At 73.7% G+C, this 25,840-nt stretch carries 22 protein-coding genes and 2 pseudogenes; 13 read left to right on the plus strand and 11 right to left on the minus strand.

Going from position 1 to position 25,840, the window contains the following annotated elements:
- Positions 1–96 precede the first annotated feature (96 nt).
- Both AB0G79_RS10610 and AB0G79_RS10615 read left to right on the plus strand, forming a co-directional pair.
- Positions 97–891 carry a CoA transferase subunit A gene (locus tag AB0G79_RS10610; protein WP_360803414.1) on the plus strand — a complete coding sequence of 265 codons (795 nt, stop codon included), beginning with the start codon at positions 97–99 and terminating at the stop codon, positions 889–891.
- 1 nt (position 892) lies between these two features.
- Positions 893–1,546, plus strand: a complete 654-nt coding sequence (locus AB0G79_RS10615; protein ID WP_360803417.1) for a CoA transferase subunit B — start codon at positions 893–895, stop codon at positions 1,544–1,546.
- Positions 1,547–1,607: 61 nt separating this feature from the next.
- Here the strand turns inward: AB0G79_RS10615 and AB0G79_RS10620 are convergent, their stop codons facing one another.
- Positions 1,608–3,236 (minus strand): ABC-F family ATP-binding cassette domain-containing protein, encoded by a 1,629-nt coding sequence (locus AB0G79_RS10620; protein ID WP_360803420.1) that lies wholly within the window; start codon positions 3,234–3,236, stop codon positions 1,608–1,610.
- Positions 3,237–3,504: 268 nt separating this feature from the next.
- Here AB0G79_RS10620 and AB0G79_RS10625 point away from each other — a divergent pair, with 268 nt between their 5' ends.
- The gene (locus tag AB0G79_RS10625) at positions 3,505–3,591 is read left to right on the plus strand and encodes a putative leader peptide (RefSeq protein WP_360804281.1); all 87 of its coding nucleotides are present in this window, start codon (positions 3,505–3,507) and stop codon (positions 3,589–3,591) included.
- 129 nt (positions 3,592–3,720) lie between these two features.
- On the plus strand, positions 3,721–5,124 hold the full coding sequence (locus AB0G79_RS10630) for a sulfatase-like hydrolase/transferase (protein ID WP_360803423.1): 1,404 nt from the start codon (positions 3,721–3,723) through the stop codon (positions 5,122–5,124).
- Between the two features lie 69 nt (positions 5,125–5,193).
- On the opposite strand, the gene AB0G79_RS10635 is transcribed toward AB0G79_RS10630, so the two are convergent.
- Positions 5,194–5,478 carry a pyrimidine/purine nucleoside phosphorylase gene (locus tag AB0G79_RS10635; protein WP_360803425.1) on the minus strand — a complete coding sequence of 95 codons (285 nt, stop codon included), beginning with the start codon at positions 5,476–5,478 and terminating at the stop codon, positions 5,194–5,196.
- A gap of 262 nt (positions 5,479–5,740) precedes the next feature.
- Here AB0G79_RS10635 and rhaI point away from each other — a divergent pair, with 262 nt between their 5' ends.
- From rhaI to AB0G79_RS10675, 8 genes are all read left to right on the plus strand, one after another.
- Positions 5,741–6,907, plus strand: coding sequence for an L-rhamnose isomerase (rhaI, locus tag AB0G79_RS10640; RefSeq protein ID WP_360803428.1), 1,167 nt, complete (start codon positions 5,741–5,743; stop codon positions 6,905–6,907).
- Between the two features lie 83 nt (positions 6,908–6,990).
- Positions 6,991–9,030 (plus strand): bifunctional aldolase/short-chain dehydrogenase, encoded by a 2,040-nt coding sequence (locus AB0G79_RS10645; protein ID WP_360803431.1) that lies wholly within the window; start codon positions 6,991–6,993, stop codon positions 9,028–9,030.
- 87 nt (positions 9,031–9,117) lie between these two features.
- Entirely contained in the window at positions 9,118–10,593 is a 1,476-nt protein-coding gene (locus AB0G79_RS10650; protein WP_360803434.1) for an FGGY-family carbohydrate kinase, read from the plus strand.
- Between the two features lie 16 nt (positions 10,594–10,609).
- Positions 10,610–11,167 (plus strand): hypothetical protein, encoded by a 558-nt coding sequence (locus tag AB0G79_RS10655; RefSeq protein WP_360803437.1) that lies wholly within the window; start codon positions 10,610–10,612, stop codon positions 11,165–11,167.
- Between the two features lie 23 nt (positions 11,168–11,190).
- A complete protein-coding gene (locus AB0G79_RS10660; protein WP_360803440.1) occupies positions 11,191–12,021 on the plus strand; it encodes a DUF5995 family protein in 831 nt (276 codons plus the stop codon).
- A gap of 185 nt (positions 12,022–12,206) precedes the next feature.
- A complete protein-coding gene (locus AB0G79_RS10665) occupies positions 12,207–12,491 on the plus strand; it encodes a polyprenyl synthetase (RefSeq protein WP_360803443.1) in 285 nt (94 codons plus the stop codon).
- Complete coding sequence (locus tag AB0G79_RS10670; protein WP_360803446.1) at positions 12,484–13,539, plus strand: polyprenyl synthetase family protein; 1,056 nt, start codon at positions 12,484–12,486, stop codon at positions 13,537–13,539. The genes AB0G79_RS10665 and AB0G79_RS10670 overlap by 8 nt, the downstream gene beginning before the upstream one ends.
- A gap of 74 nt (positions 13,540–13,613) precedes the next feature.
- Positions 13,614–14,777 (plus strand): oxygenase MpaB family protein, encoded by a 1,164-nt coding sequence (locus AB0G79_RS10675; RefSeq protein WP_360803449.1) that lies wholly within the window; start codon positions 13,614–13,616, stop codon positions 14,775–14,777.
- A 6-nt stretch (positions 14,778–14,783) separates the two neighbouring features.
- Here the strand turns inward: AB0G79_RS10675 and AB0G79_RS10680 are convergent, their stop codons facing one another.
- The 3 genes from AB0G79_RS10680 to AB0G79_RS10690 all read right to left on the minus strand — a co-directional run bounded on the left by AB0G79_RS10680 (position 14,784) and on the right by AB0G79_RS10690 (position 18,934).
- Positions 14,784–16,757 carry a calcium-binding protein gene (locus tag AB0G79_RS10680; RefSeq protein WP_360803452.1) on the minus strand — a complete coding sequence of 658 codons (1,974 nt, stop codon included), beginning with the start codon at positions 16,755–16,757 and terminating at the stop codon, positions 14,784–14,786.
- Between the two features lie 315 nt (positions 16,758–17,072).
- Positions 17,073–17,726, minus strand: coding sequence for an ATP-dependent endonuclease (locus AB0G79_RS10685; protein WP_360803455.1), 654 nt, complete (start codon positions 17,724–17,726; stop codon positions 17,073–17,075).
- A 65-nt stretch (positions 17,727–17,791) separates the two neighbouring features.
- The gene (locus tag AB0G79_RS10690) at positions 17,792–18,934 is read right to left on the minus strand and encodes a sensor histidine kinase (protein WP_360804284.1); all 1,143 of its coding nucleotides are present in this window, start codon (positions 18,932–18,934) and stop codon (positions 17,792–17,794) included.
- A 240-nt stretch (positions 18,935–19,174) separates the two neighbouring features.
- Between AB0G79_RS10690 and AB0G79_RS10695 the strand changes: the two are divergent.
- Positions 19,175–19,502 (plus strand): annotated as a pseudogene (locus tag AB0G79_RS10695) (heme-binding protein); the annotation flags it as partial.
- A 21-nt stretch (positions 19,503–19,523) separates the two neighbouring features.
- On the opposite strand, the gene AB0G79_RS10700 reads toward AB0G79_RS10695, so the two are convergent.
- From AB0G79_RS10700 to AB0G79_RS10725, 6 genes and pseudogenes are all read right to left on the minus strand, one after another.
- On the minus strand, positions 19,524–20,930 hold the full coding sequence (locus AB0G79_RS10700; RefSeq protein WP_360803458.1) for an FAD-dependent oxidoreductase: 1,407 nt from the start codon (positions 20,928–20,930) through the stop codon (positions 19,524–19,526).
- A 66-nt stretch (positions 20,931–20,996) separates the two neighbouring features.
- A complete protein-coding gene (locus AB0G79_RS10705; protein ID WP_360803460.1) occupies positions 20,997–21,680 on the minus strand; it encodes a DUF6766 family protein in 684 nt (227 codons plus the stop codon).
- An 81-nt stretch (positions 21,681–21,761) separates the two neighbouring features.
- The gene (locus AB0G79_RS10710) at positions 21,762–22,163 is read right to left on the minus strand and encodes a hypothetical protein (protein WP_360803462.1); all 402 of its coding nucleotides are present in this window, start codon (positions 22,161–22,163) and stop codon (positions 21,762–21,764) included.
- Between the two features lie 119 nt (positions 22,164–22,282).
- The gene (locus tag AB0G79_RS10715) at positions 22,283–22,945 is read right to left on the minus strand and encodes an HAD family hydrolase (RefSeq protein ID WP_360803465.1); all 663 of its coding nucleotides are present in this window, start codon (positions 22,943–22,945) and stop codon (positions 22,283–22,285) included.
- A 483-nt stretch (positions 22,946–23,428) separates the two neighbouring features.
- Positions 23,429–23,890: pseudogene (locus AB0G79_RS10720) on the minus strand (SRPBCC family protein); the annotation flags it as partial.
- Positions 23,887–25,839, minus strand: coding sequence for a transketolase (locus AB0G79_RS10725; protein WP_360803468.1), 1,953 nt, complete (start codon positions 25,837–25,839; stop codon positions 23,887–23,889). The pseudogene AB0G79_RS10720 and the gene AB0G79_RS10725, both read right to left, overlap by 4 nt.
- Position 25,840: the final 1 nt, after the last annotated feature.

Below are 25,840 nucleotides of genomic sequence, written 5' to 3' on the forward strand. Positions count from 1 at the left end.
CCCCGCCTGCCTAGGCTCGCTGCCCATCGGACGTACTGGCACCGGCTCCGACCAGCACGGTCGACGCAGCACGGCTGCCCGAGGGAAAGGGACCGTATGGGTCTGGACAAGACAGTCGCGAGCGCCGCGGAGGCGGTGGCCGACATCGCGGACGGCTCCACCCTCGCGGTGGGCGGCTTCGGGCTGTGCGGCATACCGGGCACGCTGATCGACGCGCTGTGGCAGCGCGGGACGCAGGGCCTCGGCATCGTCTCGAACAACTGCGGCGTCGACGACTGGGGCCTCGGGCTGCTGCTCGCCGCCGGTCAGATCTCCCGGATGACGAGCTCGTACGTCGGTGAGAACAAGGAGTTCGCCCGGCAGTACCTGAGCGGCGAGCTGGAGGTCGAACTCGTGCCGCAGGGCACGCTCGCCGAGCGCCTGCGCGCCGGCGGCGCCGGGATCCCCGCCTTCTACACCCCCGCCGGGACAGGCACCCAGGTCGGCGACGGGGGACTGCCCTGGCGCTACGCCGCCGACGGCTCGGTCGCGGTGGCCTCGCCGCCCAAGGAGACACGGGACTTCGGCGGCCGCCCGTACCTCCTGGAGGAGGGCATCACGACGGACTTCGCGCTCGTCCGCGCGACCATCGGCGACCGCCACGGCAACCTCGTCTTCCGCTCCTCGGCACGCAACTTCAACCCGCTCGCGGCGATGGCCGGGAAGATCACCGTCGCGGAGGTCGACCACCTCGTCGAGCCGGGCGAACTCGACCCCGACGAGGTCCACCTGCCCGGCGTCTTCGTCCAGCGCGTGGTCAGGGTCGCCCCCGGCGACCCCGCCGCCGAACGGCGCATCGAGCGCCGGACCGTACGACGGGAAGCGGAAGCACGACAGGAAGGAGGCGCCTGAGATGGCTCTCACCCGTGAGCAGATGGCGGCCCGCGCCGCCCGGGAACTGACCGACGGCAGCTACGTCAACCTCGGCATCGGCCTCCCCACCCTCATCCCCAACCACCTGCCGCCCGGCGTCGAGGTCGTCCTCCAGTCCGAGAACGGCATCCTCGGCGTCGGCCCCTACCCCACCGAGGACGAACTCGACGCCGACCTCGTCAACGCCGGCAAGGAGACCGTCACCACCCTGCCCGGCGCCTCCTTCTTCGACTCGGCCCTGTCCTTCGGCATGATCCGCGGCGGCCACATCGACACCGCGGTCCTGGGCGCGATGCAGGTCGCGTCCTCCGGGGACCTCGCCAACTGGATGATCCCCGGCAAGATGGTCAAGGGCATGGGCGGAGCCATGGACCTCGTCCACGGCGCGGGCCGGGTCGTCGTCCTCATGGAACACACCGCGAAGGACGGCAGCCCCAAGCTCGTGGAGACCTGCGACCTCCCGCTGACCGGCCGGGCCGTCGTCCACCGCGTCATCACCGACCTCGCGGTCGTCGACGTCACCCCGCGCGGCTTCGTCCTCGTCGAACTCGCCCCGGGCGTCACCACCGAACAGGTCGTCGCGGCGACCGCCGCACCCCTCCACGTCCCCCGGGCCGTCACACCGGCCGCCTGAGGACCCCCGCCGGGCCGGCGTCCTGGACAGCCACCGGCCCGGCGGACCCCGATGCGGCGATTCAGGCGACCACTCTTCCTCCGGACAGTTCCAGGCGGCGGCCGGAGAAACGGGTGCGGAACTCGCGGTCGTGCGAGACCGCGACCACGGCACCGGGGAACGCGGCGACCGCCGCTTCCAGCTCCTCCACCAGTGCCGGCGCGAGGTGGTTGGTGGGCTCGTCCAGCACCAGGAGGTCGGCCGGTCGGGAGACCAGCAGGGCGAGTTCGAGGCGTCGCCGCTGCCCTGCGGAGAGCGAAGCCACCGGCACGGTCAGGTCCTCCTCCCGCAGCAGCCCGAGGGCGAGCAGCTCGCCGGCGTGGTCCTCGGGGAGACCGGGCCGCCCCTGGGCCCACACCGCCAGGGCCGTCCGGCGGGTGGGAACGTGCGGAAGCTCCTGCGCGAGGTGCCCGACACGGCCCGTCCTGCGCACCACCCCGGCGTCCGGGGCGAGTTCACCGGCGATGAGGCGCAGCAGCGTCGTCTTCCCCGCCCCGTTGGGGCCGGAGACGAGGAGCCGCTCCCCCGCCCCGATCCGGAGCCCGTCCACGGCGAGCCGGTCGCCGACGGTCACGCCCGCGAGCTCCACGAGCGGGCCCTCGGGCGCCTCCCCGCCGCCCCCGGCGAACCGCCCGCCGAAGCGCAGCGGGTCCGGTGGCGCGGCCACCGGATCGCGCAGCAGCTCCTCCAGGCGGCGGCGCGCGGTCCGTACCTGCCCCGAGAGCTTGTTCTCGCTGGAGCGGCGGTGCTTGCCGAAGCCCTGGCGCGGATCCCCGCCCGTCACCGCGAGCCGCTTCCCCGCCGCCGCGACCAGTTCCTCGGTACGGGTGACCTCCTCGCGCCACTCCAGGTGCTCCTGCGTCTGCCGGCGGCGCGCGGCGGCCTTCGCCGACCGGTAGCCGTCCCAGCCGTCCCCGTACCGCAGGACCGTCCGCCGGTCGCGGTCGACTTCCAGGACCGTGGTGGCGAAGCCGGTGAGGAAGGCGCGGTCGTGGGTGACGACGAGCGCCGTGCCCCGGTGCGCGGCCAGCCGTGCCCGCAGCCAGTCGACGGCGTCGCGGTCGAGGTGGTTGGTCGGCTCGTCGAGCAGCAGCAGCTCGGCGCCGGAGGAGAGGACGCAGGCGAGTGCGAGCCGGGCCTGTTCGCCGCCGGACAGGGTGGCGAGCGGCCGGTCGGCGGTGACGTGACCGAGTCCGAGCGCCTCCAGGGCGGCGGCGGCCCCGGCGTCGGCGCGGTAGCCGCCGCGCTCCTCGAAGCGGTCGAGGAGTGCGCCGTACGCGGTGAGCTCCTCGGCCCCCGCCTCGCCGAGCCGCTCTTCCGCGGCCCTCAGCTCGGCCTCCATCGAGCGGATCTCGGCGAGGGCGAGATCGACGGCATGGCGGACGGTGTCGTCCGGGCCGACCGGGTACGTCTCCGGGAGCGTCTGGGCCAGCCGGGCGACCGCGCCCGGGAAGCGGACCAGGACCTCGCCCCCGTCGGGGACGAGGCCTCCGTCGAGCAGCCGGAGCAGGGTGGACTTGCCGGATCCGTTCTCGCCGACGACCACGGCCTTCTCGCCGGGGCGGACGGTGAACGAGACCTGGTCGAGGACGCGGCGGTCCGCGAAAGCGACGCCGACGTCGCGCAGGGAGAGTTGGGCGCGTTCGCGCATGGGTGTTTCCTCGGGTGGATTCGCGGGATTTCGTGGAGGGAGGGCACACGAAACCGGCGGACGGCCGCGACGGCGGCCGGGCCGGTACCCGGATCAGAGGAAGAAGTAGTGGATCACACCCATACGCCCAGGCTAACAGCCGACCGCGGCGAGGTCCCGGGACTTTCGCGCCGGGCCCTCCGTGACTGTTGCACGCGTACGAACAACCCGTGTCACGAGGCCGTTTGCCGTTGACGGTCCGATTCCGGTGCGGCGAGACTCCTGCCTCATGCAGCCCGGCCGTGACCGCTCGGTCACCCTCGTCCAGCGCCGCCACGTGGATCTCGTCCGCGTCGCGAGCGCGGTCTGTCGCTGACCGCGGCCGGCTCCGCTCGCCCGCCGCGTTCCCGCGCCCCTCCGCACGCCCCGCCCGTGGTGCCGTCCCGTCCCGCGCCGGGCCCCGGAGGCATGCCCTCACCGTACGCACGCCCGTCTGGAGTTCCCCATGTCCACGCCCCTGTCCCGCCGCGCCCTCGGCGGGGTCGCCGCCGGAGCCGCCGCCGCGGCCGCCCTCGGCAGCGCGGCGCCCGCCGCGCAGGCGGTCACCGCGACCGACGCGCGGGAGCGTCCGTTCCGCGCCGCCCGCCCGAGCCGCCACTCCCGGCGGCCCAACATCCTCTTCATCCTGGGCGACGACCTCGGCTGGGCCGACCTCTCCTCGTACGGCTCCCCGCACATACGCACCCCGCACCTGGACCGCCTCGCCCGTGAGGGCGTCCGCTTCACCGACGCCTACTCCGGCTCCGCGACCTGCTCCCCCACCCGTTTCAGCCTCTACACCGGCCGCTATCCGGGCCGCACGAAGGGCGGTCTCGCCGAGCCGATCGCCGACAAGTCCGTCGGTCTCGAGCCCACGCACCCGACGCTCGCCTCGCTCCTCCGCGATTCCGGGTACGCGACCGCGCTCATCGGCAAGTGGCACTGCGGCTACCTGCCGGACCACTCACCCACCAGGTCCGGATGGGACGAGTTCTTCGGCAACTTCGGCGGGGCCCTGGAGTACTACTCCAAGCTCGGGCTGGGCGGCGAGTACGACCTCTACGAGGGCGACGCCGAGTACAAGGACCTGCGCTACTACACCAGGATCCTCACCGAGAGGGCCGGCGACTACATCGCCCGCGACCACGACAGGCCGTGGCTGCTCAACCTGAACTTCACCACCCCGCACTGGCCCTGGATCGCCGACGGCGACACGGAGGCGAGCGACGAGGTCGTCCGCCGCATCAAGGCCGGCGACCGCTCGGCCCTCTGGCACCAGGACGGCGGCTCCGTGGAGAAGTACAAGGAGATGGTCGAGGACCTCGACCGGTCGATCGGCCAGGTCCTCAAGGCGCTCAAGCGCTCGGGTCAGGAGCGGGACACCCTCGTCTTCTTCGGCAGCGACAACGGCGGCGAGCGGTTCTCGTACAACTGGCCGCTCGCCGGCAACAAGGGCTCGCTCCAGGAGGGCGGCATCCGCGTGCCGTCGATCCTGCGCTGGCCGGCCAGGATCGACGGCGGCCAGGTCAGCGACCTGCCGGTGTTCTCGCCCGACTGGACGGCGACGCTCCTCGAACTCGCCGGGGCCCGCCCCCACCCGGCGTACCCCCTCGACGGCACCAGTCTCGCCGGCCACCTGCTGCGCGACGCCGAGGTGGCCGAACGGGACCTGTTCTGGCGGGTCCGCGGCGAGCGGGCGCTGCGCCGCGGCGACTGGAAGTACTACCGGGGCAAGTCCGGCCGCGACCAGCTCTTCGACCTGTCCGCCGACTCCCGCGAGCAGGCGGACCGGGCACCGTTCGAGCAGGCCCGGCTCTCCGAACTGCGGGCGGCCTGGGAGCGGATCGACGCGGGGCTGCTCCGCTACTGAGACCGGACCGTCCGCCCCGTCCGCCTGCGCCCGCCGTCCCACCCTCTCGGGGGAGGAGGCGGGCGCTTCTCAGTCCCGGTACTCGCAGAGGTAGGCGGTGTCGGACTCCACCCTGAGCTGGAACGTGCTGTCGGCGGGAACCTCGAAGCTCTCGCCGCCCCCGAACGTCTCCCAGTTCCCGGCGCCGGGAAGCCTGACCGTGAGGGCACCGGTCACGACGTGCATGATCTCGCGCTTCCCGGTGCCGAACTCGTACTCCCCGGCCGCCATGACGCCGACCGTGGCCGGGCCCTCGCTCCCCTCGAACGCGATCGACGTGACCGTGCCGTCGAAGTACTCGTTGACCTTGAACATGCGCATCCTCCTGTGAATCCGGGCAGGGGCCGGCCCGCCCGCTGTGCGGCGCCGGGCTCCCGGGAGGGGAGGCTACGTGAGTGCGGCCCCGTCGTGCCGTGCCGTCTCAGCGGGGCGGTCCCGCGCACCGCGGCTGCGCCGCTCCCCCCACGGCGATGCTGTCTGAAATGTTTCAGCGCTGCAGCCCCTTGACGACCAATCACCCCGCAGCTAGCTTCCCTCACGAAATGAATCGATTCACATTCGTCGTTCAGAGGTGATCATGCCAGCCATCGCCGCCGTCAAGGCCGCGCTCGCCGCACAGCGCATCGAGACGCCCTCCTGGGGGTACGGGAACTCCGGGACGCGCTTCAAGGTGTTCGCGCAGCCGGGCGTGCCCCGGAACCCTTACGAGAAGCTCGACGACGCCGCCCAGGTGCACGCGTTCACCGGTGTCGCGCCCAAGGTGTCGCTCCACATCCCCTGGGACCGGGTCGACGACTACGCGGCGCTCGCCGCGCACGCGAAGGAGCGCGGTCTCGAGCTCGGCGCGGTCAACTCCAACACCTTCCAGGACGACGACTACCGGCTCGGCAGCGTCTGCCACCCGGACGCGGCGGTGCGGCGCAAGGCCGTCGACCACCTCCTGGAGTGCGTCGACATCATGGACGCCACCGGGTCGGCCGACCTCAAGCTGTGGTTCGCCGACGGCACCAACTACCCCGGCCAGGACGACGTCGTGGCCCGTCAGGACCGGCTGGCCGACGCCCTCGCCGAGGTGTACGAGCGGCTCGGCGAGGGGCAGCGGATGCTCCTGGAGTACAAACTGTTCGAGCCGTCGTTCTACACGACCGACGTGCCCGACTGGGGCACCTCGTACGCCCACTGCCTCCAGCTCGGCCCGAAGGCGCAGGTCGTCGTGGACACGGGGCACCACGCGCCCGGCACCAACATCGAGTTCATCGTCGCCTTCCTCCTGCGGCAGGGGAAGCTCGGCGGCTTCGACTTCAACTCGCGGTTCTACGCCGACGACGACCTGATGGTCGGGTCGGCAGACCCCTTCCAGCTCTTCCGGATCATGCACGAGGTCGCGAAGAACGGCGGTCTCGACCCCGTCGCGGACGTGGCGTTCATGCTCGACCAGTGCCACAACATCGAGGCGAAGGTCCCGGCCGTCATCCGCTCGGTCATGAACGTCCAGGAAGCCACCGCCAAGGCGCTGCTCGTCGACCTCGACGCGCTCGTCGCCGCCCAGCGCGCCGGTGACGTCCTCGCCGCCAACGCCGTCCTCATGGACGCCTACAACACCGACGTCCGCCCGCTGCTCCGCGAGGTGCGCGAGGAGCGGGGCCTGCACCCCGACCCGGTCGCCGCCTACGCCGCCTCCGGCCGGCAGGAGCGGATCGCGGCCGAGCGGGTCGGCGGCGAGCAGGCCGGCTGGGGCGCCTGACCCGCACGGACAGCCCCACGCGCCCGTACGTCCCGTGCCCGTCCGCACCGACCCGCACCGACCCCGCCAGAGGAACCCTCACCATGAGCCTCCACCCCGCCACCGAAGCACTGCTCGCCCGCTCCCGCCGGCTCGGCGCCGACCCCCGCAACACCAACTACGCCGGCGGCAACACCTCCGCCAAGGGCTCCGCCACCGACCCCGTGACCGGGCAGGACGTGGACCTGCTCTGGGTCAAGGGGTCGGGCGGCGACCTCGGCACCCTCACCGAGGACGGGCTCGCCGTCCTCCGTCTCGACCGGCTCCGCGCGCTCACGGCCGTCTATCCGGGCGTGGAGCGCGAGGACGAGATGGTCGCCGCGTTCGACCACTGCCTGTACGGGAAGGGGGGTGCGGCCCCGTCCATCGACACCGCCATGCACGGGCTCGTCGAGGCGGCGCACGTCGACCACCTGCACCCGGACTCCGGCATCGCGCTCGCGTGCGCCGCCGACGGCGAGAAGCTGACCGCCGCGTGCTTCGGCGACACCGTCGTCTGGGTCCCCTGGCGCCGCCCCGGCTTCCAGCTCGGCCTGGACATCGCCGCCGTCAGGGCCGCGCACCCGCGGGCCGTCGGCTGTGTGCTCGGCGGGCACGGCATCACCGCGTGGGGCGACACCTCGGAGGAGTGCGAGCGCAACGCGCTGCACATCATCCGGACCGCCGAGGCCTTCCTCGCCGAGCGCGGCCGCCCGGAACCCTTCGGGCCCGTCGTCGACGGGTACGCGCCGCTGCCCGACGCGGCGCGCCGGGAGCGGGCCGCCGCCCTCGCCCCGTACGTCCGGGCGCTGGCCTCCCAGGACCGCCCCCAGGTCGGCCACTTCACCGACGCCGACGTGGTCCTCGACTTCGTCGCGCGGGCCGAGCACCCGCGGCTCGCGGCGCTCGGCACGTCCTGCCCGGACCACTTCCTGCGCACCAAGGTCAGGCCGCTCGTCCTCGACCTGCCGGCCGACGCGCCGCTCGCCGAGGCGGTGGCCCGGCTCAAGGAGCTGCACACGGCGTACCGGGAGGAGTACGCGGCCTACTACCACCGGCACGCGGGCGCCGACTCCCCCGCGATGCGCGGCGCGGACCCGGCGATCGTGCTGGTCCCCGGCGTCGGCATGTTCTCCTTCGGCAAGGACAAGCAGACCGCGCGGGTCGCGGGCGAGTTCTACGTCAACGCGATCAACGTCATGCGGGGCGCCGAGGCGGTGTCGGCGTACGCGCCGATCGAGGAGTCGGAGAAGTTCCGCATCGAGTACTGGGAGCTGGAGGAGGCCAAGCTGCGGCGCATGCCCGCGCCGAAGCCGCTCGCGACCCGCGTCGCCCTGGTCACCGGGGCCGGGTCGGGCATCGGCAGGGCCATCGCGCACCGGCTCGTCGCCGAGGGCGCGTGCGTCGTCGTCGCCGACCTGGACGGCGACAACGCCGCCGCCGTGGCGGAGGAGCTGGGCGGGCCGGACAGGGCGGTGGCGGTCACCGTCGACGTCACCTCCGAGGAGCAGATCGCCGCCGCGTTCCGTGAGGCCGTCCTCGCCTTCGGCGGCGTCGACCTCGTCGTGAACAACGCGGGCATCTCGATCTCCAAGCCGCTCCTGGAGACGACGGCGCGGGACTGGGACCTCCAGCACGCCATCATGGCCCGCGGCTCCTTCCTCGTCTCCCGCGAGGCAGCCCGGGTCATGACCGAACAGGGGCTCGGCGGCGACATCGTGTACATCGCGTCGAAGAACGCCGTCTTCGCGGGTCCGAACAACATCGCGTACTCGGCGACCAAGGCGGACCAGGCGCACCAGGTCCGGCTGCTCGCCGCCGAGCTGGGCGAGCACGGCATCCGCGTCAACGGCGTGAACCCGGACGGGGTCGTGCGCGGTTCCGGGATCTTCGCCGCGGGATGGGGGGCGCAGCGGGCCGCGACGTACGGCATCGAGGAGGAGAGGCTCGGCGAGTTCTACGCCCAGCGGACCCTGCTCAAGCGGGAGGTGCTCCCCGAGCACGTGGCGAACGCGGTCTTCGCCCTCACCGGCGGGGACCTCACGCACACCACCGGGCTGCACGTCCCGGTGGACGCGGGCGTGGCGGCGGCCTTCCTCCGCTGACGCCGAGGCCCCCGGCCCCCCGACCCACACCCATCCGCACCGACCCGCACCGACCCGCACCGACCGCAGCGCACGGAGGTACCCCGCATGACCACGAACCCGTCTTCCTTCGCCGCGGTCGATCTCGGCGCCACCAGCGGACGCGTGATCCTCGGACGGGTCGGCCCGGACCGGCTCGACCTGACCGAGGTCCACCGCTTCCCCAACACCCCCGTCCGGCTGCCGGACGGGCTGCGCTGGGACGTCCTGTCCCTCTTCCAGGGCGTCCTGGACGGGCTGCGCGAGGCGGGCCGCCCGTCCGGCGGTGTCGCCTCCGTCGGCGTCGACACCTGGGCCGTGGACTACGGTCTCCTCGACGCCGACGGGGCCCTCCTCGGCCACCCGTTCCACTACCGCGACAGCCGCACCGAGGGAGTGCCCGAGCGGGTCTGGACGGAGATCGGCCCCGAGGAGCTGTACGGGATCACCGGCCTCCAGCACCTCCCCTTCAACACGGTCTTCCAGCTCGCCGCCGCCGCGGGCTCCGTCCAGCGGGACGCCGCGCGCACCCTGCTCCTCGTCCCGGACCTCCTCGTCCACTGGCTGACGGGCACGATCGGCGCCGAGGAGACCAACGCCTCCACGACCGGCCTCCTCGACACCCGCACCGGCACCTGGTCGCAGACCGTGCTGGACCGCCTCGCCCTCGCCCCCTCCCTGCTCCCCGCGCTCCGCGCCCCCGGCGACCCGGCCGGGGTCCTGCTCCCCCACGTCGCCGCGTACACCGGGCTCGACCCCCGCACGCCGGTGACGACGGTCGCCTCGCACGACACCGCCTCGGCGGTCGTGGCCGTCCCCGCGACCGAGCCCGGCTTCGCGTACATCTCCTGCGGCACGTGGTCGCTCGCCGGACTCGAACTCGACGCCCCGGTCCTGAGCGAGGCCTCCCGGGCCGCCAACTTCACCAACGAGCGCGGTGTCGACGGCACGATCCGCTACCTGCGCAACATCATGGGCCTGTGGCTCCTGGAGGAGTGCCGCCGCACGTGGGACCGGCAGAACCTGCCCAGCCACCTCCCGACGCTGCTCGCCGAGGCGGCCCGCGCCGAGCCGTTCGCGGCGCTGGTCGATCCCGACGCCCCCGAGTTCCTGGCGCCCGGTGACATGCCCGCCCGGATACGGGAGTTCTGCGCCCGCGCCGGCCGGCGGCCGCCCACCGGCCAGGGCGCGACCGTCCGCTGCGTCCTGGAGAGCCTCGCCCTCGCCCACCGCCGCACCCTGCGCCGGGCCGCCGAGCTCGCCGACCGCGAGATCACCCGTGTCCACCTCGTGGGCGGCGGCTCCCGCAACGAGCTCCTCTGCCAACTCACCGCCGACGCCACCGGTCTGCCCGTCGTCGCGGGCCCGGCCGAGGCCACGGCCCTCGGCAACGTCCTCGTCCAGGCCCGCACCGCGGGACTCGTCGGCGACCTCGCCGCCATGCGCGGGCTCGTCGCCGGGACCCAGCAGCTGCGGCGCTACACCCCACGGGGTGACAGCGCCGCGTGGGAGGCCGCCGACCTCGCACTCAATCACGGAGCGTAGTGCTACCGTACCCGGCGTGACCACGGAGAACGCGCCCAATCACGTCTACTACTTCGACATCGGGACCGGCCTCTGGCGGGGGACGGCCTCCTTCCGCGTCACCGACTGGCGCCGCTTCCTGCGCAGCCGCATCGGGCTGGTGAACAAACTGCTCGTGGTCTCCATGCACACCGTGGAGGCGGTCACCGGCGTGCCGCGGCAGTCCTCGACGATCGTGGCGAGGCCGGAGGTGGGCGAGTTCGGCCGGGCCGACAACGTGGTCAGGATCTCCAAGTTCGGTGTGACCCTGTACCTCCTCAAGGAGCAGTACGTGCTCCACAAGGACGGCGTCGGCGTCACGATCCACGGGAACGAGCAGCTCGGCCCCGTGCCGCATCTGCTCACGCGGAGGTTCACCTACACCGCGCAGATCCGCGACGGCGGGATGGCCGCCACTTACCAGATGCCCCTGCTGGGAGCCGACTGGACCGCCGACTACCAGGTCTCCGAAGACCGCAAGCACCTCGTCGCCGAGCTCCTGTGCGACTGGGGCAGGGCGACCGAGGACACCCGCTTCATGGGCAAGACGGCCTAGCGGACGGCAGGGACACGCCCCTCATGACCGCCGAGTACACGCTCCCCGCCGAGAAGGTCACCGCGGTCGCCGCCCTGCTCGCCGAGCGGGTCAGGCAGTACGACACGGCACGCGATCCACGGGCGGCCTTCGCCTACACCTACTACCGGCTCACAACGTCGCTCGCCACGGGGCTGGGGACGGGCGAGCCCGCGTTCGGCGACCCCCTCTGGGTCGCCGAACTGTGCGAGACGCTCGCGGCGGCCTACTTCGACGCGATGGACGGCATCGACGCGTGGCAGGCGGGACGGCCGGCCGGCGCCACGGGCGAAGTGCGGGCCGAGGACATGCCGGACTCCATCCCCCTCCCGTGGCGTGACGTCGTCGCCGCCGCGAGCGTACGGCGCTCCTACCTCCTGGAGGACGTCCTCTTCTCGATGATGGCCCACATGTCCTACGACCTGCCGCACGCCCTGCGGCAGATGACGCCGGCGACGGGCAACAGGGGCCGGATCGCGGACTTCCACCGCATGAACGAGGTCCTCGCCTCGTGCATCGACACGGTCCAGGACGACCTCGCCGCCCGGTACATCGTCGGCCTGGAGTCCTGGGACAGGCTGTTCACCCGCAATGACGAGCTGCTGAGCAACTACGGCATCCGGGTCACGCGGGGACTGGCCTGGTTCAACTGCGACAGACTCCTCGACCCGGGCGCCGCCGAGGAGGCCGCCGCCTCGATCGGGAGGAGCACCGGCGCGCTCATCTCCGAGATCCGCGCCCCCGCCGACTGGCGGCTCCGCACCGGTCTGTGGGTCCTGCGCAGGCTGGTGCCCGACCGCCGCCGCTGGCCCGAGCCGTCGGCACCCGTGGCGTAGCCGGGACGACGGGCGTGCGGCCGCCCACGCCCTGGGAGGCGCGGCTCCGGCCTTCTCACCGTTTCACCCTCACGGGTGATCACTCGTTCGTGAATTCAGCCGCCGCGATGATCGCCGGACCGGGATCCTCGCGGAGGCGACGCCCGACCCGCGTCGCGACAACGCGTGCGTGCGGAGAGGGTGTCGTGGGGACGAGCGGGGAGGCGGGGCGCGGGGCGCGGCCCGGGGAGAAGGCGGTGCTGCTGGCGGCGGGGCTCGCGGACGTGGCCGTCAGCGCGGTCGGATCGGCGTTCGACGTGGTGCGCGGGTTCGCGCGGCGGCAGGACGGGGCGGAGCTGGCGGCGGAGGCCGAGCGGGAACTCGCCGCGCGCGGGCGGCTCGTGCTCGACCGGTACGCCTCCGTGCCGCCGGCGCACCTGGAGGTCCTCGCCCGGCACGTGAAGGCGCGGCGGATGGCCGACGGTGGCTGAGGGCTGGGAGCAGGCCGCCTTCCGCGCCCGGGTGGACGAGGTGCTGCACCGCTTCGTCGCCGACGAGGCCGACCAGCTGGCCGCGGTCGACCCCGCCCTCGGTCCCGTGGCCGGGCAGGTGGAGACGGCCGTCGCGGCGGGCAAGCGGCTGCGGGCCGCCTTCTGCTACTGGGGCTGGCGCGCGGCGCGGCAGCCGGACAGCGAGGCGCTGGTGCGGGCGGCGGCGTCGATGGAGCTGGTGCACGCCGCCGCGGTCGTCCACGACGACCTCATCGACGACAGTCCGCTGCGGCACGGCCGGGCCACCGCGCACGTCGCCCTGCGGAGCGCCGTACCGGACCATCCCCGCCCCGAGGAGGCCGCGCGCTCGCTCGCGCTCCTCGTCGGCGACCTGCTGATGTCGCTCGCCGGGCAGCTGTTCGCGACGAGCGGCCTGCCCGCCGCCTACCTCGCCCGGGCCCGCCCCCTGTGGGCGCTCCTCGCGCGCGACCTGATCGCCGGGGAGTGCCTGGAGGTGCTGCACACGGGTGCCGTCCCCGACACGGCGGCCTCGCTGAAGGTGATCCGCTACAAGACGGCCAAGTACACGGTCGAGCAGCCCCTGTTGATCGGCGGCGCGCTCGCCGGCGCCGGGGAGCGGCTCCGCGAGGGCTTCCGCGGGTACGGGCTGCCGCTCGGCGAGGCCTTCCAGCTGCGGGACGACCTGCTCGGCCTGTTCGGCGAGTCCCGCCGTACGGGCAAGTCCGACGCCGACGACGTGCGGGGCCACCGGCCCACGGCCCTCCTCGCCGAGACCTGGCGCCTCGCGGGGCCCGGGGAGCGCGAGGAGCTCCGCGCGCTGCTCGGCCGCGCCGACGACCTGGACGCGGCCGGTCTGGAGGCCGTGAGGACCCTGATGCGGCGGCTGAAGGCGCCGGACCGCGTCGAGCGGATGATCGCCGCCCGGGTCGAGGAGGCGCTCGGGGCGCTCCACGAGCTCGACGTGCCCGTGCCCGCCGCCGCGGCCCTCCGGGAGCTCGCGCACTCGGCGACGGTCCGCCTCTCCTGACGTACGCCCCCGACGACGCACGCCCCCGCTCCCCGCTCCCGTTCCCGCTCCGGAAGACCACGAGGAAGATCGCCATGCCGTACACCGAGGCATCCATGAACGCCCTGCGCCGCAGTGGCGACGAGCTCGCCGACGCCACCGTCGCCGCCCTCTTCGACCGGGGCGACACGGGCACCTTCAACACGCTCATGCGGTACGTGTCCGTGGTCGGCGCCCCGCTGCCGGACGGGCTGCCCGAGGTCGCCCGGGAGTACCTGGCGGCGACGAGCGCCCCGCCGTCGTGGGTCGACTGGGAGGAGATGGAGCGGGCGCGGCTGTTCTTCGTCGACAACAACGTGCACGTCGCGACGGCCCTGTCGTTCGCGTCGATGCCGGCCTGCTATCTCGTCCCGCACGTGGCGAAGCTCCTGTCGGCGACGCACGGGCTGGACTACCCGTCCACGCGCATGGCGGCGACGGGCCAGTTCACGGTGTACCTGATGCGGCCGGACGCGTTCGAGGCCGGGAGCCGTTTCATCCCCGCCGCGCAGAAGGTCCGGCTGCTGCACGCCTCCATCCGCCACCACCTCACGCGCGAGAACCGCTGGGACCGGGCGGCACTGGGGGTGCCGATCTGTCAGGAGGACATGATCGGCGGGCAGATGTTCTTCTCGCTGCTCGTGCTCGACAGCCTGCACCGGCTCGGCATCCACATGTCGACGGAGGGCGCGGAGGCGTACTACTACGCCTGGCGGGTCGTCGGGGCGATGCTCGGCGTCGACCAGGACGCCGTCCCGGCGACCCTGGAGGAGGCCCGCGCGTTCCTCGACCTGTACATGATCCGGCACATGGGCCCGTCGCCCGAGGGCGTCCGTCTCACGCGGCAGCTGATCGACCTGTACGAGGAGGTCGTCCCCGGCACGCTCCTCGACCCGATCGTGCCCGCCCTGATCCGCTACCTCGTCGGGGACACCGGCGCGGACTGGCTGGAGGTGCCGAGCGGCGGATGGGACACGATCGTCCGGATCGTGCCCCATCTGCTCGGCGTCCTGGAGTCGATCGAGGACAGCTCACCGCTCGGGGCCTGGGCCCTCGACCGGCTCGGCCATCTGACGACGGTGTTCGAGCTGTCCTCGCTGACCCGGGGGCGGGTCATGCACTACGCGATCCCGGAGAGCCTGCGGAAGGAGTACGGAGTCCCGAACGGGCCCGCGCGCACGGGGCGGTGGACTCCGCCGGGCGCCGTCCTCTCCCCCTGAAGCGCGTCAGGGGCAGCTGAGGCGGATGTCGCCCGGGTCGGTGGAGCAGGTGTCGGTGCCGTAGGAGCCGTTGGCGGTGTCGTTGCCGTTGACGGAGTCGACGGAGTTGACGCGGTCGTTGCCGTAGCTGCCGTTCAGGGTGTCGTTGCCGGGGCCGCCGTTGAGCGTGTCGTCGCCGAAGGAGCCGTCGACGTTGTCGTTGCCGAAGTTGCCGTAGACGGTGTCGTTGCCGTAGCCCGGCCGGATCGTGTCGTTGCCGCCGAGGCCGCAGACGACGTCGTTGGCGTAGCCGCCGTTGAGGGTGTCGGCCCCGGAGGTGCCGATGACGGTGCAGCCGCGGGCGTTGTTCACCGAGGTGTTCGTGGACGTCGTGTTGTTGGCGGAGTTCGGGTCGGCGGGGCTGCCGGTGACGGTGGCCGTGCTGGTGAGGATGCCGGTGGAGCGGGGCTCGCCGGTGAGGGTGACGGTCGCGCTCGCGCCGGGGGCGAGGGAGCCGATGGCGCAGGTGGCCTGGGTCGCCGTGGTGGTGCAGCTGCCCTGCGTGGTGGCGGTGGAGGTGACGGTGGCGCCGGTGCCCGCGAGCGTGTCCGTGAGGGTCACGCCCGCGGCGGTGGCGGTGGACGCGGAGGAGTTGGTGACCGTCACGGTGTAGGTGGCGCGGTCGCCGATGGTCACGGGGACCGGGCTGTTCATGGAGACCGAGAGGTCCGCCGTCTGGGCCGGGGGCACCGGGCCGTCGCCGCCCTCGAAGCGGGCGAGCGCGAAGGCGAAGCCGGCTCCGTACCCGGCGGCGACGATCTTCCCGTCGGGCTGGACGAGGACCCCGCGGGCCTCGTCGAAGTCGTTGAAGCCGGTGACGGCGAAGCCGTCGCCCGCGAACCCGGTGTCGACGGTGCCGTTGGGGTGGAAGCGGGCGACGCCGAAGTCGTTGGCCTCCGAGCTGTTCGGGTCGTCGGCGCGGCCCGCGAGGACGATCTTCCCGTTGGTCTGGAGCGCCATCGCGTAGGGAAGGCCGCCGTCGCCGGGGAAGGCGACGGAGGTACGGCCGCCGGTGCCGAAGGCGGCGTCGGGGGTGCCGTTCTCGTTGTAGCGGAGGAGGGCGAAGCCGGCGCCGCCGGAGCCCGCGGCGAGGATCTTGCCGTCGGGCTGCACGCTGATCGCGTTGCCGAACTCCGTGCCGCCGAAGTCGGCCGTCACCATGCCGTCGTTGCTGAAGGTGGTGTCGAGGCTGCCGTCGGGGAGGTAGCGGGCCACGCCGATGTCGAACGCGGTGTTCCCCACGTAGCCGACCGAGACGATCTTGCCGTCGGGCTGGAGGGCCATGCGCCGGGCGATGCCGCCGCCGTCCTGGGGCGAGGTGGGCGTGAAGCCGGCGACGACCGCGCCGTCCCCGCCGAGGCTCGGGTCGAGGGAGCCGTCGCCGAGGAGCCGGACGAGTGCGAACCCGCCGCCCGCTCCCTTGCCCGCGGCGACGATCCGGCCGTCGTTCATGACGGCGACGTCGGCGCCGTCCGCCGAGCCGCCGAACTCCTGGACGCGGACGAGGCCGCCGTCGCCGAACCCGGTGTCCAGGGCGCCGTTGGGGAGGTAGCGGGCGACGGAGAAGAAGCAGCAGCCGTTGCCCTCCTCCTGGTCGAAGACCTCGGTGGTGCCCGCCACGACGATCTTCCCGTCGGACGGCTGCACGGCGACCGCGTTCGCCGACTGCGAGCCGCCCTCGAAGGCGCTCGTCACGATGCCGTCGGTGTCGAAGTCGGGGTCGAGCCCGCCGCCCGGGAGGTAGCGGGCCAGGGTGAATCCACCCTCGCTCTGGCCGGCCACGACGAGCTTGCCGTCGGCCTGGCGGGCGATGTCGTGGCCCTCCGCGTAGTTCGTGACGGGGGTGACGACCCGGCCGGCGTCCCCGAAGGTCGGGTCGAGGTCGCCGGGGGCCGCCACGGCCGTGCCGGGCAGGGTCAGGGCAAGTACGGCGGCGAGCACGAACGGCGCCCCCGCCCTGCCTCTCAGCCCTCGGCGCCGGGGTACGGGTCTCACGTCTGCGTCCGTCATGGGCGTACGGTCCTCCGTCGGTGGGGGGTGTGCGGGCAAGCAGCGCACAGCCTCCAGACCGGAGCACGCGGTCGGCCCCCGAGCCATGCCCCACTGGGCCCACCGGCCCACCCGGATCCACTCTCGCGAGGGAGCGCGCGTGCCCGGTGCGCGAGCCCGGTGTGCGAGCCCGGAGAGCGAGGACGTCGGACGTGGGGGGCGTCCGGCGTGGGGGCGTCCGACGTGGGGGCGTCAGACGTGGGGGCGTCAGACGTGGGCGAGCAGGCGTTCCAGCGGGCGCGGTACGCGTTCCAGGTCGAGGTGGTCGACGAGGGCCTGCGCGTACTGGGCCTTGCGGCCGCTGTGGGTGCCGAGGAAGCGGCGGAGCTGGTGCTCGACCGGGCGTTCGCGCTGCGCGGGCTGGTTGACGAAGGTGCGGAAGGGGCGGGTCTCGCCCTGGGCCTCGATGACCTCCTTGACGCCGTCGGGCCCGAGGGCGCGGATCAGTTCGTCCTCCAGGTCGGCCACGCAGACGTGGAAGCCGAGGGTGTCGAGGCCGGCGTCCGTCGACGGCTCCGCGAGTCCGACGCGCTCCAGGTGGCGTCGGAAGTGGCGTTCCTCCGCGATGTCGTAGAGGCCGGCGAGGGGGAGGCCGAGGCCGGGTGGGCCGCAGACGTCCAGGAAGTGGCCGATGTTGGTGGCGCCGCCGAGCGGGACGATCACGACGCCCTCCGCCCGGAGGTCGCGTCCGCGGCGGCCGGCGAGCGCTTCGAGCGCGGCGAGGTCGCTGTCCCCCTCGACCAGGACGACCGCCCGCACGTCCTCGGCCAGTTCCCGTGCCCGCGCGGCCGCCCCGTCCGCGCCGGGTCCGCCCGCCGCCCAGGTCGCCAGCGCCTCACGGAATCGCGTCTCGTCGTCCATGCGCCCTCTCACCTCGCTTCCGGGCCCATCGTGGCACGGTGGCGATCACCGTCGCACGCGTGTTTTCACGTCTCCGGGGTGAGGGGGACGGCGGCGGTCAGGACGGTGCCCTCGCCGGGTGCCGACTCGATGGTGAGCGTGCCGCCGAGCTGCTGGACGCGGGCGCGCATGGCGGGGAGGCCGTGGCCGCGCAGGCCTCCCGGCCTCTCGGCGGGGTCGAAGCCGCGGCCGTCGTCGGCGATGTCCAGGACGACCTGGTCGTCGAGGTGGCTGAGGGTGAGGGCGGCGGTGGTCGCGTCGGCGTGCTCGCGGATGTTGGCGAGGGCGCCCTGCGCGATGCGGACCAGTGCGGCCTGGACCCGGTCGGGCAGCGGGGCGGCCGGAGTGCCGTCCTCGTGGAAGCGGACCTGGAGGGTGCCGGAGGTCTCGCGCGCCGCGAGGGTACGGAGGGCCTCGTCGAGCCCTCCGCCGCCGGCGAGGTCCGCGGGGGCGAGGGCGTGGACGAAGCGGCGGGCCTCGGCGAGGTTGTGTTCGGCGATGGACTCGGCGGTACGGATGTGGCGGCGGGCGCTCTCCGGGTCGGTCTCCCAGAGGCGCTCGGCGGCCTGAAGCAGCATCTGCTGGCTGGACAGGCCTTGGGCGAGGGTGTCGTGGATCTCCATGGAGAGGCGCTGGCGCTCGGCGAGCGTGCCCTCGCGGCGCTCGGTCGCGGCGAGTTCCCTGCGGGTGCGGACGAGGTCGGTGATGACGGTGCGGAGCCGCTCGGCCTGGCGCTGGGAGTAGATGAAGACGGCGGTGGCGACGGCGGCGCCGGCGGGCGGGGCGAAGATCAGGTTCGGGTCGAAGCCGTAGCCCATCCGCAGCTTCACGGAGGCGCCGACGACCGCGGCGGTCATGAGGGCGACGAGGACGAGCGCGTACCGGGCGGGCAGGGAGCGCAGGCTCGTGTAGTAGAGCGGCACCGCGCACCAGCCGAAGCTGGGCGCGAGGACGACCAGGGCGAACCAGACGCCGACGACGGCGGCGAGCCAGAGGAAGGCCGTGGCGCGGGTGCCGCCGGGGCGGGGGCCGAAGATCGGGCCGACGACGTACAGGGTGGCGAGGGCGGCGGCGAGGGCGATCACCCAGGGGGTGCCTGGGGCGTGGGGGTGGACGATCAGGTAGCGGGTCAGGGACGAGCAGAGCAGCACGAAGAAGGCCACGTGCATGACGACTCCGAGCCAGCCGAGGTCGGGGTCGGGGTCGGCGGCCTCCCCTTCGCTCGCCTGCGCGTCGAGCACGTGCTCGTCGCCGGTCTCGTCGTCGACCGGCGACCGCCTGTCCATCAGCACCGTTCGCTCCTCGCCGCCGGCCGTCTTCCCAAGATCAGACTAACGGGAATATCTCGTTCCATATCGACCGATCGGTTGACCCCCGTGTCGTCCGCCGGGGGCGCCGAGCACAGCCCGAAGGCCGCGCAGGCCACCCTCGACGCCGCCGAGAAGGAGAACCAGCGCGTCTCCGTCGCCGTCGTCGACCGCAACGGCAACACCGTCGTCACCCTGCGCGGCGACGGCGCCGGCCCGCAGTCCTACGAGTCGGCGGTGAAGAAGGCGTACACGGCCGTCTCCTGGAACGCCCCCACCTCCGAACTGGTGAAGCGCCTCGCCAACGCGCCGACCCTCAAGGACATCCCCGGCACCCTCCTCCTCGGCGGGCATCGGCGTCGCGGGCGCCCCCTCCGGCGACCTGGACGAGAAGTTCGCCCAGGCCGGCGTGGCCGCCCTCGCGCGGTAGGAAGGACGACGAGCAGGGGGTTCAGTCCTCCAGCGGGCGCGTGGCCGGCCCCTGGAGGACCGAGCCGTCCTCGGCGAAGCGCGAGCCGTGGCAGGGGCACTCCCAAGTCCGCTCGGCCTCGTTGAAGCCCAGCTCGCAGCCCATGTGCGTGCACCGGCGGCCGTCACGACGGCCCGCCAGGTAGTGGCGGGCCACGGTCGCCTGGCGCCGTGCGACCCCGGGCACCTCGCGCAGGGGCAGCCTGCGGCGCGGGTCGACCAGCTCCGTCCAGGCCGGGCGCGGCGCACCCGTGAGGTGGGCGGCGAGGAGTCGGGCGGCGGCGACGCCGTTGCTGAGTCCCCAGCCGCCGAAGCCGGTGGCGACGTAGACGTGCTCGGTGTCGGGGTGCTCGTGGCCGATGCACGGCAGCCCGTCGGCCGTGTGCACGTCCTCGGCCGCCCAGCGGTGGAAGGACGGGGCCCCGGCGAAGCCGGGGAGGTGGGCGTGGGCCCAGCTCTCCAGGCGTGCCAGCCGCTCGCCGACGCCGTCGGAGCCGGGTTCGAAGGACTCGCCCGCCACGATCAGCAGCCGCCGTCCCTCGTCGAGCGGGGCCGTCCGCACGGAGCGGGTGCCCCCCTCGTGGGTCACGTACATGCCGTCGGGGGCGTGCCGTTCGGCGACCGGGGCGGCGACGACCAGCTCGCGGTGGAGGGAGAGCCGCAGGAGCAGGCTGGTGTGGCAGCGCACCGGGAACTGGGTCGCGAGGACGACGTCGCGCGCGCGGACGGTGGCCCCGCTCTCCAGGGTGAGCCGGCAGTCGGCGCCTTCGTCGAGGTCGGTCACGCGCGTGCGCTCGTACAGCCGGACGCCGTGCGCGACGAGGTCGTCCGCGATCCCGAGCAGGAAGCGGCGGGGGTGGAACTGGAGCTGGTCCCGGAGCCGTACGGCCGCGACGACCGGGTACGGCAGCCCCGTCCCGGTCACGACCTCGGCCCGCAGCCCGGCAGCGGAGGCGGCGGCCGCCTCCGTCCGGATGTGCTCCACGCGTCCCTCGTCGAGGGTGTACGTGAACGCCGCCCGGCCCTCCAGCTGGGCGTCGATCCCCAGGTCCGCGCAGAGCCTGGTCACCTCCCTCAGCGCGCCCTCCTGCGCGTCCGCGTAGAGCCGCGCCCCCTCGTCGCCGTGCCGGGCGCGCAGCTCGGTGTAGCGGAGCCCGTGGAGGGAGGTCAGCTTCCCGGTGGTGTGCCCGGTCACCCCGCCCGCGATCCGACCGGCCTCCAGGACCACGACCTCGCGTCCGGCGCGGTTCAGTTCGCGCGCGGTGCAGAGGCCGACGATCCCGGCGCCGACCACGACCACGTCCGCGGAGAGGTCGTCCTCCAGGGGTGGGAGGTCGTGGCGGGGCGGCGCCGAGTCCATCCAGTACGAGGTTCCGGTCGTCGCGCGCATGACGTGCTCCTCTCGGCCGAGAGGCGACTACCCGGAACGGAGGGGATGACGCTCCGGCGTGCTCGTTCAGCCCTCCACGCCGGTCGAGGTGTGCGCGGCGCCGACCGGTTTCGACTCGGGGGAGCCTCGCTGCCGGAGGTAGACGGAGAGGACCACCATCGAGGCGACGGCGAGGAGTTCGGACTGCCAGTTCTGGAGGGTCCGGTTCCAGAACTCGGCGGAGGTGACGTACGTGACCCAGTCGACCGGTTCCTGGTACTCGCGCAGCTGGTCCTCGTTGAAGGTGACCCGGCCGGTGACGGACTGGGCCAGCCAGGACAGCACGAAGACGAGGCCCATGACGATGCCGAGGGAGTTCGAGTAGAGGCCCTGGCGGAGACCTCCCGCGGAGGCGGAGACGGGCGAGTCCGGCCGCGCGTACGCGCCGGTCTTCTGCTCCTCGTCCGACTCCCGCCCGATCCTGTCGAGCGGCTTCGACTCGGGCGAGCCGCGCTGCACGAGCCAGACGGTGGCGGAGACGAACAGGAAGAACTGGAGGAACTCCGACTGCCAGTTCTCGGTGACGTCGACCAGGTAGTCCGAGGTCAGGACGTAGTCGGCGCAGCCGACGGGCGCCAGGCTCGCGGACGTGAGGACGGTGTTGAGCTCCGCGCACCCGGCGACGGCCTGACCGACGAGCGAGAGCAGGAAGCCGGCGCCGAAGACGAGGCTGAGGCCGTTGTCGCGGAGGAACCGCGCCGGACCGCTCATCGGCGCTCCAGACCGACCGCGAAGGCGAGGGCCAGCCCCGCCGCGATCAGCACGAGACAGGAGACGAACACGGTCCGCATCTCAGGACCCCTCCACTTCGCAGTCCGCGGGACGTTCCGGCCGTGGCGTGCAGCCGGCCGCCGTGACCTTCCAGCCGTCGGGGAAGGAGGCGAGGAAGACCAGGTCGTCCTCGAACTCCACCCGCGCCTGGTCCCCGAACACCTCGGCGCGCAACGGCGCGCCCGCGTCGGCGGGGAGGTCGAGGCCGGCGAGGACGACGGGGCAGGGGCCGTCGCCCTCCAGCTCCTCGCGGGTGCCGGGCGCGAGCGCCGCGCACGCCCGGCGCGCGTCCGAGGCGCTCACGGCCTGCTCGAAGGCGACGGCCGCGCGCCGGGCGGCGCCGGTCCGTTCGCCGACGCCGGCGCAGCCGGTCAGGCCGAGGCACAGGGCGCCGAGGAGGAGGCCGGTCGTGATCGCACGCATGGGGTGACCCTGCCGCGTCAGGCGGCCACGCCCCCCCCCGCCCACCGCTCCGACACGCGAGGCGATGGCCCTTGTGGCGTACTGGCGCGCCGCCACCGGCGGGGGCGGGGGCCAGCGGTTCACGCGCTCTTGAAGGGGCTGGTGTCCAGGTGCGCGAGGAGGTCGGCCGGGTCGTCGTAGACGGCGGCCGCGCCCTCCCCGGTCAGCTCGGCGCGCGGGATGCCGCCGCACAGCAGGGCGACGGGGCGCACGCCCGCGTGGCGGGCGGCCCGCATGTCCCACACGCTGTCGCCGACGAAGACGGCGCGCCCGGGCGGCACGTCGACGAGCCCGAGCGCGTGCTCGATCGGGTCGGGGGCGGGTTTGCCCTCCTCGACGTCGTCGGAGGTGGCGGTGGCCGCGATGGCCTCGTCCGCGTCGATGGCCCCGCGAAGGGCGTCCAGTTCGCGGTCCTTGGCGGAGGTCACGAGGACCACCGCCCAGCCGTCGTCGGCGAGGGTGCGGAGCAGGTCGGCGGCGCCGTCGAAGGCGCGGAGCCGTTCGAAGTACGCCCCGTAGAGGGTGTCGTGGGCGGCGGAGAGCCGGTCGTCGTCCGCCGTGTCGTGGTCCTCGCCCAGGAGGTGGGCGAGGAGGCGTTCCCCGGGCAGGCCGAGCGCGCGGTGCACCGCGTGGGCGGGCACGGTGCGGCCGCCCTGGCGCAGGGCCTCCCACCAGGCCACGACGTGCAGGTGGTTGGAGTCGACGAGGGTGCCGTCGACGTCGAACAGCGCGGCTCGGTCCATGTCCGGGGATCCTCCTCAGCGCTCGCGCGGGGTCGGCGGCCGGTCGTCGGGTTCGGACGGCTGCGGCCAGGACTCCGGGGCCTCGGGGGGCAGGTCCCGTGTCTCGACGCGCCGGACCGGGCCGGGGCCCTCGTCCGCGGGGGTGTCGCTCAGCGGGCCGTCGCTCATCGGCAGGTCGCTGGCGGGCCGCCGGCCCGTCGACGCGTCCCGCATGGGCCCGTCCTCCCCCGTCGAGCCGCGTCCCGTCGCGCCCTCACCCGTGGAACGGTGTCCCATCGAGCCGTCGCCCATGGGGCCTTCGCCCGGCGAGGTGTCCCCGGGCATCGTGCCCCGCATCGGGCGCTCGCCCGTCACGGGGTCGATCGCGCGGTCGCCCTCCATCTCCGGGTCCGTCATCCGGCGCTCCTCCCGCGACGGGTACGAGCGCGGCTCCTCCATGGCCCCGCCCCGGGGCGGGGCGTCCATGCCGGCGTCGGGGTCGACGGCGTCACCGGGGCGGATCCGGCCGCGCCAGCCCCCGGTCTCCTCTCCCCGCTCCTCGATGAAGCCCTTGAAACGCCTCAGGTCGCCCTTGACGCGGCGGTCCAGCATGCCGAGCGCGCCCGCGAGCTTCTGCGCCATCCCGTCGGGCTCGACGTCCATCGCCAGCCGGACGCGGGTGTGCTGGTCGTCGATCTGCGTGAAGCTGACGACGCCCTTCTGCCGGACGTCCCCGTCGACGGTGCGCCAGGAGACGCGCTCGTCGGGGAGCTGGTCGATGATCTCGGTGTCGAACTCGCTCTCGACTCCGGCGATCCGGGTCCGCCAGTGACAGTGCCGGTCGTCGAGCTGCCTGACGTCCTCGACTCCTTCCATGAAGTTCGGGAACTCCTCGAACTGGGTCCACTGGTTGTACGCCCGACGCAGCGGCACGTCCACGTCGATGGTCTGCTCGACTCTGCTCATGACTCGTCTCCTTGTTCCGTGGGTGACGCTTGTGTGCTGCGTGGCGTCGGTCCGTTCCCCGACGCCAGTCGGCGGGCGGCCCGGGCGATGTGCGTGCGGGAGACGCCCGCGGCGTCGAGAAGTTCCCCGGTCGTCCCCGAGTCCGGCAGTCCGGTGACCGCCAGGTGGGCGAAGGCCGGGCAGACGCCCTTTCCCACGAGCGCCGACAGGACGGCCTCGCCGATCCCGCCCTCGGGGTGGTGGTCCTCCGCGACGACGAGCGCGCCCGTCTCCCGGGCGGCGCGGAGCAGCGTCCCGCCGTCGACGGGCTTGACGGAGTACAGGTCGAGGACCCGGGCGGACATCCCCTCGGCCGCCAGGGCGTCGGCGGCGGCCAGACATTCGTGGAGGGTGACGCCGGCGCCGACCAGGGTCACCCGGTCGTCGTCGGTCCGGCGGAGGGTCTTGGAGCCGCCCACCGGGAACGTCTCCCCGTGGCCGTACAGGACCGGGTAGGCGCCCCGGGTGGTCCGCAGGTAGCTGATGCCGTCGAGGTCGGCCATGGCCGCCGTCAGCGCGGCGGCGGAGGTGGCGTCGGAGGGGTAGAGGACCGTGGAGCCGAGGACGGCCCGCATCATGGCGAGGTCCTCGACACCCATCTGGGAGGGGCCGTCGGCGCCGATCTCGACGCCGCTGTGGGTCCCGCACACGGCCATCGTGATGCGGGAGACGGCGGCCATGCGCAGGAAGTCGTGGGCGCGGGTGAGGAAGGCGGCGAAGGTCGTGGCGAAGGGGTGGTAGCCGCACACCGCCATGCCGACGGCGTCGGCGATCATCTGCTGCTCGGCGATGTACGCCTGGACGTACCGGTCGGGGTGCTCCTCGCCGAACTCCTCGGTGTGCGTGGAGTTGCCGACCTCGGCGTCGAGGGCGACGATCTCGGTCCGCGCGCCGAGGGCCGCGAGGGCCGCGCCGAAGGCGGCCCGGGTGGCGACGCTCTCGCCGGGCTCGTACCGGGGCAGGCGTACGGTTCCGGGCCGGCCCCCGGGTCCGGCCGGCCGCACGGGACGGGTGGGGGCGTCGGGCGGCGCCGGACCGCTCACGCGCAGGTCTCGGAGGCCGCCGAGCTCGGCGATCGTGCGCTCGGCCATGTCCTCGGGGAGCGGCTTGCCGTGCCAGCCGTTCTTGTCGGCGACCTCGCTCACGCCCCGCCCCTTCACGGTCCTGGCGATCACGACGGTGGGGGCCAGGCCGTCGGCGGCGGTGGTGAGGGCCCGGTCGACGGCCGCGAGGTCGTGGCCGTCGACCCTGATCGCCCGGCAGCCGAAGGCCTCGGCGCGGCGGGCGTAGGTCTCGGTGTCCCACTCCAGTGCGGTGGGGCCGCGCTGGCCGAGCCGGTTGACGTCGATCAGGGCGACGAAGTTCGCGAGCCGGTGGCGGCCGGCCGCGTCCAGTGCCTCCCACACGGAGCCCTCGGTCGTCTCGCCGTCGCCGCACAGCACCCACACCCGCGCGGGCGACTTCCGCAGGTCGCGGGTGGCGAGTGCGATCCCGACGCCGTAGCCGACGCCCTGGCCGAGCGAGCCGGTGGCCACGTCCACCCAGGGCAGCTCCGGGGTGGGGTGGCCCTGCAGCCGGTGGCCGTGGCGGCGGTACGTCGTCATGAGCTCGTCGTCGCCGATCGCCCCGGCCGCCTTGAACATGGCGTAGAGGAGCGGGGAGGCGTGGCCCTTGGAGAACACGAGGTGGTCCGCGGCGGGGTTGCCGGGGTCGTCCCACGCGTACCGCAGATGGCGGGTCATGAGGACCGCCATGAGGTCGGCGGCGGAGAGGCCGGAGGTGGGGTGGCCCGATCCGGCCGAGGTGCTGGCGCGCACGGAGTCCACCCGCAGCTGCTGGGCGAGCTCGAAGACCTCCGCGAGGTCGCTGCCGGGGCCGACGGTACGCGTGGGGGTGAGCGGCGCCGTCATG

Source organism: Streptomyces sp. NPDC020807, assembly GCF_040641575.1.
GTDB lineage: Bacteria > Actinomycetota > Actinomycetes > Streptomycetales > Streptomycetaceae > Streptomyces.

What these genes read in the sequence shown, in the direction of transcription:
- AB0G79_RS10620 (WP_360803420.1), bottom strand. Translation starts at nt 3,236, where the DNA reads ATGCGCGAACGCGCCCAACTCTCCCTGCGCGACGTCGGCGTCGCTTTC.
- AB0G79_RS10660 (WP_360803440.1), top strand. Translation starts at nt 11,191, where the DNA reads ATGACCGCCGAGTACACGCTCCCCGCCGAGAAGGTCACCGCGGTCGCC.
- AB0G79_RS10700 (WP_360803458.1), bottom strand. Translation starts at nt 20,930, where the DNA reads ATGCGCGCGACGACCGGAACCTCGTACTGGATGGACTCGGCGCCGCCC.
- AB0G79_RS10675 (WP_360803449.1), top strand. Translation starts at nt 13,614, where the DNA reads ATGCCGTACACCGAGGCATCCATGAACGCCCTGCGCCGCAGTGGCGAC.
- AB0G79_RS10645 (WP_360803431.1), top strand. Translation starts at nt 6,991, where the DNA reads ATGAGCCTCCACCCCGCCACCGAAGCACTGCTCGCCCGCTCCCGCCGG.
- AB0G79_RS10725 (WP_360803468.1), bottom strand. Translation starts at nt 25,839, where the DNA reads ATGACGGCGCCGCTCACCCCCACGCGTACCGTCGGCCCCGGCAGCGAC.
- AB0G79_RS10685 (WP_360803455.1), bottom strand. Translation starts at nt 17,726, where the DNA reads ATGGACGACGAGACGCGATTCCGTGAGGCGCTGGCGACCTGGGCGGCG.
- rhaI (WP_360803428.1), top strand. Translation starts at nt 5,741, where the DNA reads ATGCCAGCCATCGCCGCCGTCAAGGCCGCGCTCGCCGCACAGCGCATC.
- AB0G79_RS10650 (WP_360803434.1), top strand. Translation starts at nt 9,118, where the DNA reads ATGACCACGAACCCGTCTTCCTTCGCCGCGGTCGATCTCGGCGCCACC.
- AB0G79_RS10625 (WP_360804281.1), top strand. Translation starts at nt 3,505, where the DNA reads ATGCAGCCCGGCCGTGACCGCTCGGTCACCCTCGTCCAGCGCCGCCAC.
- AB0G79_RS10615 (WP_360803417.1), top strand. Translation starts at nt 893, where the DNA reads ATGGCTCTCACCCGTGAGCAGATGGCGGCCCGCGCCGCCCGGGAACTG.
- AB0G79_RS10610 (WP_360803414.1), top strand. Translation starts at nt 97, where the DNA reads ATGGGTCTGGACAAGACAGTCGCGAGCGCCGCGGAGGCGGTGGCCGAC.
- AB0G79_RS10630 (WP_360803423.1), top strand. Translation starts at nt 3,721, where the DNA reads ATGTCCACGCCCCTGTCCCGCCGCGCCCTCGGCGGGGTCGCCGCCGGA.
- AB0G79_RS10710 (WP_360803462.1), bottom strand. Translation starts at nt 22,163, where the DNA reads ATGCGTGCGATCACGACCGGCCTCCTCCTCGGCGCCCTGTGCCTCGGC.
- AB0G79_RS10635 (WP_360803425.1), bottom strand. Translation starts at nt 5,478, where the DNA reads ATGTTCAAGGTCAACGAGTACTTCGACGGCACGGTCACGTCGATCGCG.
- AB0G79_RS10715 (WP_360803465.1), bottom strand. Translation starts at nt 22,945, where the DNA reads ATGGACCGAGCCGCGCTGTTCGACGTCGACGGCACCCTCGTCGACTCC.
- AB0G79_RS10690 (WP_360804284.1), bottom strand. Translation starts at nt 18,934, where the DNA reads ATGCACGTGGCCTTCTTCGTGCTGCTCTGCTCGTCCCTGACCCGCTAC.
- AB0G79_RS10705 (WP_360803460.1), bottom strand. Translation starts at nt 21,680, where the DNA reads ATGAGCGGTCCGGCGCGGTTCCTCCGCGACAACGGCCTCAGCCTCGTC.